The organism is Paenibacillus sediminis (genome assembly GCF_017873765.1).
Taxonomy (GTDB): domain Bacteria; phylum Bacillota; class Bacilli; order Paenibacillales; family Paenibacillaceae; genus Paenibacillus_AG; species Paenibacillus_AG sediminis.
In genome coordinates, this window is the sequence record NZ_JAGGKP010000001.1 from 838,053 (window position 1) to 850,464 (window position 12,412).

Annotated in this window: 12 protein-coding genes and 1 other annotated feature (1 of these 13 running past the window's edge); of the genes, 10 read left to right on the top strand and 2 right to left on the bottom strand. The window is 40.8% G+C overall.

What is annotated here, in order from left to right:
- The first annotated feature begins 53 nt into the window (after window positions 1-53).
- Both J2Z20_RS04035 and J2Z20_RS04040 read left to right on the top strand, forming a co-directional pair.
- Window positions 54-467 (top strand): EamA family transporter, encoded by a 414-nt coding sequence (locus tag J2Z20_RS04035; protein WP_280921725.1) that lies wholly within the window; start codon window positions 54-56, stop codon window positions 465-467.
- Between the two features lie 28 nt (window positions 468-495).
- Complete coding sequence (locus tag J2Z20_RS04040) at window positions 496-1,170, top strand: DUF421 domain-containing protein (RefSeq protein ID WP_209845626.1); 675 nt, start codon at window positions 496-498, stop codon at window positions 1,168-1,170.
- A gap of 56 nt (window positions 1,171-1,226) precedes the next feature.
- Here J2Z20_RS04040 and J2Z20_RS04045 read toward each other — a convergent pair whose 3' ends face one another.
- Together J2Z20_RS04045 and J2Z20_RS04050 are read right to left on the bottom strand one after the other, a co-directional pair.
- On the bottom strand, window positions 1,227-1,985 hold the full coding sequence (locus tag J2Z20_RS04045; protein ID WP_209845628.1) for an HAD family hydrolase: 759 nt from the start codon (window positions 1,983-1,985) through the stop codon (window positions 1,227-1,229).
- A gap of 36 nt (window positions 1,986-2,021) precedes the next feature.
- On the bottom strand, window positions 2,022-2,939 hold the full coding sequence (locus J2Z20_RS04050) for an ArsR/SmtB family transcription factor (protein WP_209845630.1): 918 nt from the start codon (window positions 2,937-2,939) through the stop codon (window positions 2,022-2,024).
- 203 nt (window positions 2,940-3,142) lie between these two features.
- Here J2Z20_RS04050 and J2Z20_RS04055 point away from each other — a divergent pair, with 203 nt between their 5' ends.
- From J2Z20_RS04055 to J2Z20_RS04090, 8 genes are all read left to right on the top strand, one after another.
- Entirely contained in the window at window positions 3,143-4,324 is a 1,182-nt protein-coding gene (locus J2Z20_RS04055; RefSeq protein WP_245251853.1) for an MFS transporter, read from the top strand.
- A gap of 85 nt (window positions 4,325-4,409) precedes the next feature.
- A complete protein-coding gene (locus tag J2Z20_RS04060) occupies window positions 4,410-5,135 on the top strand; it encodes a phosphonate ABC transporter ATP-binding protein (RefSeq protein ID WP_209845632.1) in 726 nt (241 codons plus the stop codon).
- 47 nt (window positions 5,136-5,182) lie between these two features.
- On the top strand, window positions 5,183-6,433 hold the full coding sequence (locus J2Z20_RS04065; RefSeq protein WP_209845634.1) for a hypothetical protein: 1,251 nt from the start codon (window positions 5,183-5,185) through the stop codon (window positions 6,431-6,433).
- Between the two features lie 40 nt (window positions 6,434-6,473).
- Window positions 6,474-7,172, top strand: a complete 699-nt coding sequence (locus J2Z20_RS04070; RefSeq protein WP_209845636.1) for a response regulator transcription factor — start codon at window positions 6,474-6,476, stop codon at window positions 7,170-7,172.
- Window positions 7,169-8,596, top strand: coding sequence for a sensor histidine kinase (locus tag J2Z20_RS04075; RefSeq protein WP_209845638.1), 1,428 nt, complete (start codon window positions 7,169-7,171; stop codon window positions 8,594-8,596). Before J2Z20_RS04070 ends, J2Z20_RS04075 begins: the two co-directional genes overlap by 4 nt.
- 23 nt (window positions 8,597-8,619) lie before the next feature.
- Window positions 8,620-9,705 carry a GNAT family N-acetyltransferase gene (locus tag J2Z20_RS04080; protein ID WP_209845640.1) on the top strand — a complete coding sequence of 362 codons (1,086 nt, stop codon included), beginning with the start codon at window positions 8,620-8,622 and terminating at the stop codon, window positions 9,703-9,705.
- A 110-nt stretch (window positions 9,706-9,815) separates the two neighbouring features.
- The gene (locus J2Z20_RS04085) at window positions 9,816-10,421 is read left to right on the top strand and encodes a YdcF family protein (protein WP_209845642.1); all 606 of its coding nucleotides are present in this window, start codon (window positions 9,816-9,818) and stop codon (window positions 10,419-10,421) included.
- A gap of 356 nt (window positions 10,422-10,777) precedes the next feature.
- On the top strand, window positions 10,778-12,271 hold the full coding sequence (locus J2Z20_RS04090) for a stalk domain-containing protein (protein ID WP_209845644.1): 1,494 nt from the start codon (window positions 10,778-10,780) through the stop codon (window positions 12,269-12,271).
- A gap of 101 nt (window positions 12,272-12,372) precedes the next feature.
- Window positions 12,373-12,412 (top strand) — a binding site (T-box leader); it runs 221 nt beyond the window's last position.

Here is a 12,412-nt window from a genome sequence, read left to right on the forward strand (position 1 = left end):
TAAACTTAAATGAATGGGACAACAATTCGTAATACGGATGTGATGATGAGCAGATGTTATATCTGATTATTTTTGTGGTTACATTGATATGGGGATTGAATGGAATTATCGATCGTCAGGCACTTTCGACAGGACATCCGATCGAAGTTAATTTTGTTACTACTCTTACCATGATTATTGTGGTCATGATTTACTTTACAACAGCCAAGCTATCGGGAATACCCTTTCATTTTTATAAAAATACGGTCGTATTTGCGATCCTGAACGGAATATTAATCCCTACTGCCTATGTGATTTTTTTGTTTGCTCTTTCTAGAGCAGGATTAACAGCAGTAGTCGCCATTACATCTACATATCCAATTATTACGTTCATCTTGGCAGTTATGTTGTTAAATGAACCTGTATCAGTAAATAAAGTTTTAGGCATTATATTGGTTGTCGCAGGACTCCTAATATTTATTAAATAACGAATACAGAGAAACGGGGTTGTATATAGTGCTGCTCTATGTGGGCAAAGTGATTTTACTGTTTAGTATATCCGTTGTAGTGATAAGGCTGTTAGGAAAGGCTGCACTTGCACAATTAACCCCTCATGATTTAACCGCTATTGTATTTCTGGCAACTTTAGCCGTCACGCCGCTTATTAGTGAAGATATGGGGCGTGCGATTATTGGCATAGTGGTGGTTACAATTCTTCATATTATTTTTTCTAAGCTGTCCTTATTTCGATGGTTAAATCGTCTGTTAATCGGTGAACCCACTATATTGATCAGGCATGGAAAAATTATTAAGCAAAATTTAAAACGAAGCCATTATTCGTTAATCGAATTGTTAGCAACCCTTCGAGCAGAAGGATATCCAGATTTAAAAAATGTCGAGTATGCTATATTAGAGCCTACCGGCGATATAAGTGTCATTCCCAGCAAAGACTCTATTCTACTCACCCCAAAACATTTAAATCTAGATGTAGAATATGAAGGGATGCCTATATCCTTAATTATTGAAGGGAAAATTCAGCATAAAAACTTAAATTTAATTGGTAAAGACGCTGAATGGTTGAAAATGAAACTTGAACAAGATGGATACCATAAAATGGCTGATATTTTTTATGCAGCAGTCAGAGATACGGATGAGTCTTTAATTATTGATACTGGTAAAGAATTTTCGTAATGAAGTACATAAAGAAGGATACCAGAATAAAATTCCGGTATCCTTCTTTATCTTGATCAGCTGCTTTGTTCCACTTTGGAACGAATGCTCTTATGAATAATTTGCGGAACATCTCGCAGTGAAGAAATGGTGTATAGTTCTGACCGATGAGTCACATCGAGCTCTACGATATTATATTGCCACTCGTTAGGCTGCTGTAAATAGATCGCGTTAATACCTGCGGTCAGTGCTGGTGCAATATCGGTACGCAGAGAATTGCCGATCATCCATGTGTCATCGTGTTTTAATTTATGTTTCTGGATGATGCTTTGCAGTGCATCTATATTTTTGTGTTTATGAATGAAGATTCGATCATCGAAATAATTAGAAAGCTTGAGTCTGTCAATTTTACGCTGCTGAACAGTGGTTTCTCCGCCTGTATATAAAATCAGAAAATGTCCTTCATGATGGAGCTGATCTAGTGTTTCAACCATCCCTGGGTAAGGCTCGAATTCTGCATCATATACGCTCATCCCAAGTTCGGTCAGCTTCGCTTCTTCACGTGGATCAACGATACGGCCATGAAGCAGACTGAAGTAGCGGTATGTGTCAACAAGCGACTGCGGAAAATGATGGCTTGCAAAACCGAGATGATGTACACCTTGAATATCAATTTCAATTTGTTTTTGCTTTATTTCCTCAATACTTACGTTATATGGCATAAACCATTGGTGAACGAGGTCAAAGAACTGATGTAATACTTCATCAAAATATTTATTACAATAAATAAGCGTATCATCAAGGTCGAATATGAGTTGCTGATGGTTCCATTTCATCTTGCTGTCACTCCTTTTGGCTAGATAAGCTAGTCATTATTGGTGTATATAAGTTTCGAGAAACATTTGCAATTCCGCTGCTCCATCAGGACGGATACTGAACTTTTCAACATCGCCGTGGGTTAAATGTGTACGAAGCAACCCTGCTGCACGCAGCATCAATAAATGATGGATTAACATTTCTTCAGGTTTGTTTAAATCACGAATCATGTCTGTCAACGATTTGGGCTCGTCTGCTACATAACGCAAAAGGCGCAGACGATCGGGTTCAGCTAGTGCGTGAGTAAGACGCAATAGTACCTTTGGCGGTTCTTCTTCATTAGACTCAGCTACATCCACAGGATATTGGATGAGTAGCATCTCTTCGCAGAAGGAGTACATATTAATAGGTCTAATATGGACTGTTGGGAAGAGTACGACTTCACGGATCGATGGGTTAGGTTCTATGACCACTCCTCCTGAGGCATATTCTATAAGTGGTTCAGGGTCCATTTTATGAAGTAACGATTTCTTCTCACTAGCATCTTCTTCAATGAGTGCTGTAATAGAGCTTTCTACATGACGAAAGTAGTTCTCGTACCACAGATGAAGAAGAGGAACATATTGATTTCGGATACGTACGGCATTTTCATAAGATAAAGAAGGGATATACTTCCTTACTGCTTCAAAGAGTGTACTTTCTTTAGCATGAGCAAGATCATCTAAGAAAGCAGTGATTCCTTCATCCTTCGTCCGCTGGATCGCCCACACATAGAGAACATCATAATCTTCAAAGGGCCACTGGGCAGCTTGTATCAAGGATTGATGAGCATCAGCCGGCAGAGAAGATTCGACTTCTGTGAGCCAGTTCATACCGATATCTAAGTTTCGAATCCATTTTTTCGTTGTATACACCATAAAGCTGCCGAGCAGATCATAGACGGGGGAGACATCTATTTTTAATTGATACCCCATGAATTTGTGTACCCTCCCAAAATATCGATAATCATTATTCTAATTATAATGGTTTTATTATGTCTTGTCTTGTAATCAATTGTCTACTATAATGTGTGATAGTTTGCTATTAAACGGTTTATATATTTTTATAGAAATGATACTTAAGAAAAGTCGTCAACGTATTGGCGATTTTCTTTTGTTTTTACACAGGAGGATTACGTTTGATTACAGGAGATGTTGCTGCATCAAGGTCAAATTTTAAGGCTCAATATTTTATTCTTATTGCCGTTGTAGTCGTTGCAGGATTAAGTCAAGGTTTGCTCTTGCCCGTTCTCTCGATTTTCATGGAGCAGATGGGTGTTTCGTCGGCTGTGAACGGCATGAATGCTGCTGTTCTGTACGTTGGCTCATTTGCGATGATACTCGTCGCGGAACGATTGCTAGGATATACGGGTTTTAAAAAACTGCTTATCGGCGGTTTATTGCTGGTGACTAGTACGTTGCTGCTCTTTCCGCTCATACCCAATATTAAATTATGGTTTATTCTGCGTTTGTTAGTCGGGATTGGTGATAGTGCACTTCATTATGCGGCACAGCTTTGGATATTATTCTTTACCCCTGCACATCAGCGGGGGAGAGGGATCTCTCTATATGGTATGTCCTATGGACTCGGGTTCAGCTTAGGACCGCTTGGAATGAAGCTGCTTCAATATGGAAATATCGTACCTTTTGCAGCTCTCGCCCTTTGCTTTGTGGTGATGATTGTCCTTGTCATCTTCAAGTTGCCGAACGCGAAGCCGGAGAAGAGCGAGCGAAGAGAAGAGACCACTCGTAGATTTAGCCGGACGTATATGATTGCATGGTATGCGCTTATACCTGCCTTTTTATATGGCTATATGGAAGCTGGAATCAACAGTAACTTCCCAGTGTACGGTCTTCGTACGGGATTACTAGAAAGTCAAATTTCAACGCTCTTGCCGTTTGTCGGCATTGGCGGACTCATCTTGCAGCTTCCGCTCGGCATGCTTAGTGACAGATTTGGTCGAAAAAGAATACTGATGACGGCAGGCATGATTGGCGGGCTTGCGTTCTTACTCGTGCCATTTGCCGGAACTCATTTTTATGTTGTAATGATTCTGCTCATGATTGCTGGAGGAATGGTAGGCTCATTCTTTTCCCTGGGACTTGCATATGCAGCCGATTTGTTGCCGCGTGTGCTGCTTCCTGCTGCAAATGTCGTTGCATCGTTTCATTTTAATGCAGGCAGTATCATTGGACCCAACATTGGCGGCTTAGGCATGCAGTATATTTCTGTACCGAGCTTTTTCATCATCATGGGCGGTTGCTATATCCTATTTTCAACGATTGGTATTTGGTATAGGCAACATAATAATCATGAATAAAAAACGTCTGTTCGCATGGTAATTCATTCTTTTTTCCAATAAACTAAAGATTAGAGGAAGTTAAGGAAGAGGAGAGTACGGACAGATGATTAAAGTGGAACATTTAACGAAAAGTATAGGTCCGGAAAAGCGCCTAGTACTTCATGATATTAGTGTTCAGATTGAACAGGGTGAAATGATTGCGGTTGTTGGAGGCAGCGGCAGCGGTAAAAGTACACTGATCCGCTGCTTGACGCTTCAGGAACGTTGGGACAAAGGTTCTTTTATTATCGATGAGGTCGATGTTCTGAACAATAAGATAAAGGGTAAGCTTAAAGTGAGACGGGAATGGGCTTATCTTGAACAAAATCCGTACCTCAATCCTAATCGAACTGCTCTCAAAAATGTATTGATTGGACGAGCTAGTCAGACGCCTTGGTGGCGCATGCTTACGGGGATGGTTCGCTCGGATGATTATATGGGTGCGATGGATGTACTCGAACAACTAGGTTTGCTGGATAAAGCTCATCAAAAAGCAGGCAGTTTGAGCGGTGGTGAGAAGCAGCGAACAGCGATTGCCAGGGCTCTTGTTCATGGAGCGAAGGTAATTGCTGCGGATGAGCCTGTAATTGGACTTGATCCAAAAACGGCTGCATCTGTGCTGGATACATTAAGAAAACTGTGTACAGACCAGCAAATTACAGTGATTGCAGCGCTTCCTATCGAACTTGCTGAACGGCATGCGACAAGAATATGGGGACTTAAAGATGGTAATCTTGTTCTGGATGTTAGCGGCAGAAAGCTTACTGGACCTGAGAAAATGAAGCTATAGACGGTTAAACCATATAGTAAAATAGATTGAACGTGTAGAAAAGAGTGATGCTGTTGTTAAAATCAAAATGGATACGAGCCTTGCTAGGCTGCGTCATCCTGCTTATGATAAGCGGCTGTGAGTTAACGATGGACCCGAAATCCCTTATGAAAACGCCGGAGCTCTCGGTAGACCGCGAAAATATAAAGAGTGTCATTACAGCCCAGCTGCCTGAAGGATCGACGATCATCAGACCGCGTGATGCTACGAATACAAGCTCCATTCGGATCACAGACCTGAATCACGACGGTATCAATGAGACGGTTGTTTTCTACGAAACTCCAGATGATACAGTTCGGATTCATGGGATGATTCTTGAGAAGAAAGGCAATACCTGGATGAAGCAGCTTACTTTCGACGGTGAAGGTATTGTTCTCGAATCTTTTGAGCTTAAAGATGTCACGAACGATGGTAAAATAGACATTGTCGCAGGATATTCAAGCGGCGATGACGAGCTACAAAAAGGCCTTGTCGTCTACACTTATAATGGGAAAACACTTGATAAAGAGCTTGAGCTTCCCTATACGAAGTTTGTGCTGGATGATTTGAACGGAGATAAAATTAACGATATTTCCGTAATCTCATTAAAAAGGAATGAATACGCCTCCGTAACCGTTTATCAATATGACAGCGGCTTTAAAGAACTGGACAAGCTTCAACTTGATCCTTATGTAAATGAATTTTACAACGTTGTATCCGGCAATGTTGCTAAAAATCGTAAGGGACTTATATTAGATACTTCTGTCGGTACTCATTCAGCCTACTCACATGTCATCGTGATGGAAAATCAGAAACTTATCGATGTACTGCCACAAGATCAAACGTTTAAGGATTATCAGACTTATAGCGGCGATGTAAATGGCGACGGCATTTTAGAACTTGGACTGCTTGAAACGCCGAAAGGATGGGAGTACGTTTCTTTCGATGAGATCCCGTGGCTATTCTCTTATTATCAATGGGATGGTGAGAGCGGTCTAAAATTCGTGATGCAGCAGTATCGTGATTTGAAAGGTCGATTTTATTTTAATTTTCCGAAAGAATGGTACAACAAGGTAACTGTAGATCCGAAGTCCAACAAAGATCAATATTTGAAATTCGTAATATATGATACCGGTGAAACGGTGGCAGAAATTCAATTTTTCTCTTTATCTCAATGGGAGCGCGTGAAGAGTAATTGGGAAATGATTGCGCGTGACAATGATAAGGTCATTGGATTTCGCAGCAGTAAAGAGCTGAAATTAGGTACGACAGATAAGTAGGAAGACCAGATTTTCGTGACGGAGAGGAAGGAAGAGAATCGTGAGCAAAGTACTCATTTTAGAAGATGAAGAATCTATTCGCAGTTTTATCGTCATTAACTTGAAACGTAATGGCTTTGAGGTTATTGAATGTACTGATGGGAACGAAGCCTATCGACTATTAACGACGGTTCCAGATATCGATATCGCTCTGCTCGATGTGATGGTTCCGGGCATTGACGGGTTTGAAGTGTGCCGCAAAGTGCGTGAGACGAATGAACGTATTGGTATTATTTTCCTAACGGCAAAAGTTCAAGAGCAAGATAAGGTATACGCACTGTCCGTAGGCGCAGACGATCATATTAGCAAACCTTTCAGTCCTACGGAGTTGATCGCTCGTATTCACTCACTGCTGCGCCGTGTTAATGTATATCGTGAGACAAATGCGAAGGTGTCGTTCTCGAGCGGTCCGTTTACCCTCGACTTGATCTCGAAACAATTCAAGAAGAATGGCAAAATGATAGAACTGACACCAACTGAATTTTCTCTTATTCAATTTTTCTTTGAGAAAGAGAACACTCCTCTCAGCAGAGATGTGCTGCTTGATCACGTGTGGGGCAAAGAATATTTGGGCGATCCTAAAATTGTGGACGTGAACATCCGCAGATTACGCCAAAAAATTGAAGACAATCCGTCAGAGCCGGCTTATTTGCAAACCGTATGGGGTCACGGATATAAATGGAAAGGCCAAGGTCAATGATTAAAAAAGGCATAGGGCGTCTTATCGTTTTACACTACTTTTTTGTTATATTTCTTGCACTTTTGCTCGTAGAAGTTATTTTCATCTTTGCTATACGTGCTTATTACTACGACAGTATATTCAATCATTTGTCCAATCACGCGGCACTCACAAGTTCATATTTTCAAAAATTCGTGAACTTAGATTCGGAAGAGGAATATACTTATTTGCCCGAAATGCTGAAGCTGTTCTCTCTAGATAATACAGAGCTGCAAATTATTGATAAGGATGGCAAAGTACTCATTAACTCAACTGGATTTGAAAACGATCGTACGATTCAGACGAGCGATATTACGCAGGCGTTAGCAGGCAATGTTGGCAGATGGATTGGCAGGCAGCCGGGAACAGGGGAACAGGTTATGGCTGTGTCCAGTCCTTTGCAAATCCGTGGTGAGAAGCTGTATATTATCCGGTATATTACTTCACTGGAGACGTTAAATGAGAAGCTGCTTAATATTACGTTCTTGGCTGTTGGTATTGGAGCAGCTGTATTAGCTGTGGTACTCATGTTTAGTATTGGACTGGCCAATTCGATCGTGAAGCCGATTAAGAACATTACAGCTGTCTCCGCCCAAATGGCACAAGGCAATCTGGATGTTCGTGTTAAAGGCGAATATCGGCATGAGCTTCAAGAGCTTGCTTCGACACTGAATTTCATGGCTGATCAAATTGTGCACAGCAACCAGATTAAGGATGATTTCATATCGTCCATATCTCATGAATTGCGGACTCCGCTTACCGGCATTAAGGGTTGGAGTGAGACGTTAAGTTCTGGCTCATTTGATCCGGAAGAGACGAAGATGGGGATGCAAATTATTACGAAGGAAGCGGATCGACTGATCGGCTTAGTTGAAGAAATTCTCGACTTCTCGAAGCTGCAACAGAACGAAATGAAGCTGGTTATAAGTCGTGTTAATCTGCGTGAGCTGTTACAGGAAACGATTCTTAACGTGTGGACCAAAGCTGAACAGAAGCATATCAAGGTGAAGCTTACAGGTGAAGAAGAGCCAGTCTGGATAAATGCAGACCCAAATCGGATGAAGCAAGTATTTTTGAATATTGTGGATAATGCAATTAAGTTCTCACATGAAAATTGTTGGGTCAATCTGAATTTGAAAAAATATGATCACGTTGTCGAAGTGGCTGTACAAGATACCGGGATTGGTATAAGCGAAGAGCATTTAATGAGAGTGAAAGATCGGTTTTTCCAAGTTAACCCTCTTAACGGGGGAACAGGTCTTGGACTTGCAATTACGCAGCAGCTCGTCGAGTTGCATGGGGGACATATGGATATTGAAAGTCAGCTTGGCGTCGGCACAACGGTGACTGTTATTTTACCTCTGTCAAAAGACGACGTTACGGAAACCAACCAAGACAAGATTTAGTGATGGGAGAGGTAAGTGATCAGATGAGAGCATTATTAGATTCAGTCGATACACGAGCAGGATTATTGCAATTTTATGAAGCAGGTCCAGAGGATGGCCAAGTTATTCTTGATATGCTCCGGGAAGCAGCTGAATGGATGGTTGAAAATTCACTCAGACAATGGGTGCCTGAAATGTTTACGCTTGAAGATATCTTGGGTTATTTCGATGTGAGGAAAGTATATCTTGCTGTGCATGGCGGCCAGCCTGTGGGCATGTTCACATTGCAGCAAGGAGACCCCGATTACTGGCAGGAGCGAAATGATGATCAGTATGCGTATTTACATCGTCTCACAGTGCGTAAAGCATTTAGGGGTAATGCGTTTAGTAGGCACATGCTGCAGTTCGCTGAGAGGCTGGCTTTAAGCCAAGGTTTAAAGGGACTAAGACTGGACTGTGTTGCGCATAATCCAAAGCTGAATGCTTTCTACCAATCCAATGGTTTCCGTTATATGGGTTATCAAGATATGGGATCGCGCTTCACTAATTTGTACGAGAAGAATCAGGACACAGATCCTGATCGGATACAATTGGTTTATTTCAATGAACATGATGTTGCTTTACTAAAAGAGTGGAGTTATTCCCCTGAGTTTCAAGTACAGTGGTCTGGAACGGGCTGGTCATTCCCGATTACGACAGAAGATATGGTTGCCTATCTAGAAGATGCGAATAATCCAGTTACTTCCTCCAGGTTGATCTATTCGGTTGTACATGTTGAGACCGGTGAGAAAATCGGTCATATCTCTCTTGCGTCGATTGTTAGAAAAAACAAATCGGCACGTATCGGTAGAGTTCTGATCGGCAATCCAAGCTACCTGGGCAGAGGTATTGGCCAGAAAATGATCGAGGAAATGCTTCGTATCGGATTTGATGCCCTTCATCTTCACCGAATTACTTTAGGGGTGTTTGATTTCAATACTTCTGCGATCCGCACGTATGAAGCAGCAGGTTTTAGACAAGAAGGACTGTTCAGAGAAGCCACACTCGCTGGCGATACGTATTGGAATAAGATTGAAATGGCTATATTACGGCGTGAATGGGAAGATTTGAGAAGGCCGAAGAGGTTATAAAAAGAACTGGTGTCTGTAATGTACAGGCGCCAGTTCTTTTTATATATGTGACTCTGTTTGGTATAATAGTGAAATAATAGATATTATTGCATAAGTTGAGGAGTTGGGTCATGACTTTGAGAAGGATTGATTTACGAAAGTATCATGTCTTTAGAAGAGTGTTGGCAGCTGCTATTTTATTTATTGGTGCTTCATTTTTGATCATTGAGTTATTGGTCATTTCACAATTCAATGCGAACGATCAAGATATCTCAGATGTAGATTATGTTGTTGTTTTAGGAGCTCGCGTAAAAGGTACTCAGTTATCCTTGATATTGAAACAAAGACTAGATACTGCCTTAAGCTATGCAAGGATTAATAAGGACATACCGATTATTGTATCAGGAGGTAAAGGTCCTGGAGAAGATATTGCCGAAGCGACCGCGATGAGAGACTATTTAATCAGAAATGGGATCTCTAAGGATCGGATCATTCTAGAGAGCCAATCAACAAGTACGAAGGAGAACCTATTATTCTCAAAAAGGATCATAGATGAAAAGGGAATATTAAAACCTAGAATACTTATTGTAACAAGTGACTTTCACATGTTCCGGGCGAAAATGTTAGCGAAAAAGATTGGTTTTATCCCCTATGGGATATCGAGTCAGACACCTGCTTATTATAAAATGATATTTATGACCCGAGAATATTTTGCGATGATTAAAGCGATTATGTGATGGTGCTGAGTAAAAAGAAGTAGACCTCCCGTGAGTCCGTCAGCTACGGAGGTTACCCAATGCTTTTCATAAATACATCTAGTGTAATATTTGCTAAGTATGATTTAACTACCGGGAAGGTTGTTTACAAAATGACTCAGAAATTTTCTGATCCAGAGTCAGGCTGGACAACAGATCTTCAAAATGGTGTTTCATTAAACGAACTGGTGAACTGCTGCAGCAACGATGAGTAATTTCACCTTTCTTCGTTTCTTCGTTTTATAAGATTTAAACCTGGTATTTTATATTTATTACTCCGGAAGAATTAACAGCTCAATAATACGAAGTTTTGAGATGAAGGAAGGAGTTATAACCCAATGAAAAAACGGTTCACTAGGTTTGTTTTAATCACAATCTTTTGCCTATTCCCCCTAACAGCGCATGCCTCAACGGATTCCAATTCATCTTCCAACATTAAAAACTTTGATATTGCTTCTTTGGTGAAGTCTGATGGCTCCTATTGGGTTTGGGGCAATAATCAGTCGGTTCCTACTCAAATTCAAGGACTTACGGATGTAGAAGTATCGTTCTCTGACGGGCTCATTATGAAGCAAGATAACAGTGTATGGTATTGGGAAAGAACTTCTAATTCCGCTTCCGTACAAATTTATCCTGTAAAGGAACTGAACAATATCATAAAGGTCTATTCTATGTGGAACGTAGCAATGGCTCTAGATGCCGATGGAAGAGTATTTATGATCCCTAGAACGGATGGGAAGTTGGATATAAAACAAATTGCACAACTTTCTGGTATTGAAAATGTGGCGGACATTAGCAGTTATTATGAAGTTCAGCAGCAAGAGTGGGTGCAGAGATGGGTGTTTTTGAAGAAAGACGGGACCGTATGGAAAGATGAGAATTCTTTAAAATCATTTGAACCTATTCAATCTTTAGATCACATTGTACATATTGATGAGAACATGGCATTGAAAGAGGATGGAACTGTATGGTCATGGGCGACTGAATTTACAGCGAATGACACGTTAACTGATCCATTGACTGCAACAAGAATAGATCATTTATCGAACATTCAGATGATTAAAGTGAGTGGATATTATAAGCTTGCTGTTGATCTTCAATCACACCTTTGGTTTTGGGGCGCAACCGTTACTGGCTTTTCTGACGGAACAACCTATCATAATCAGCCTGTCCCGCTGCAGTTGAGGAGTATTACAGACGTTAAGGATGCTTTTATCGTTGAACGATCTTTGATCGTGCTGACTGGTGATGGGAATTTATATGAGACGTCTATTAACCGGGAAACGATGCCCAATAATCCAAGCTTTAATCTCCTAACGTCGAATGTAAAGCAAGTCAAAGCAAGCCTGCGGCATATTATTCTACAGAAATCTGACGGAACCTTGTGGGGATGGGGTGTTAACAAGCATGCTGAATTAGGAAACGGAGATTTTGATTTCATGCATACTACCCCAGTACCGGTGCAAAAGGCGATTTCTCTTGAGCTCAACAGCGAACCAGTTCCGTTGACGAATGGTGTAGTGATTCGTAATGGGCAAGCGTTTATTCCGATTCGTTCCATTTTCGAAAAACTTGGTGCTGCTGTCACTTGGGATGCAGAGAACAAGATAGTTACGATAAACCGTTCTGAGCCTGGTAAGGCTTCGATCACGCTTCAAATGAATTACATCTTGGATGAAACGAAATTAAATGATTCACTCGTTGTGATGCCAAGTAAACCTTTTAGTGTAAATGGTATTTCGTACTTGCCTTTGCGTTTTATTAGTGAATCTCTCGGAGCTAAGGTCGAATGGGTGCAAAAGGAAGATAAAATATCAATTACGATGCAGTAGAATGATTGGTTATACGGAGAGACATGTGTTCCTTTGACTGAGAGCGATAACGCTATAGTCAATATTTACATTTAAGTGCTATTAATGGTAGTATTGAAAAAATAAACGCTATGAAGAGAAGAGTAGGTAAATTTAATTATT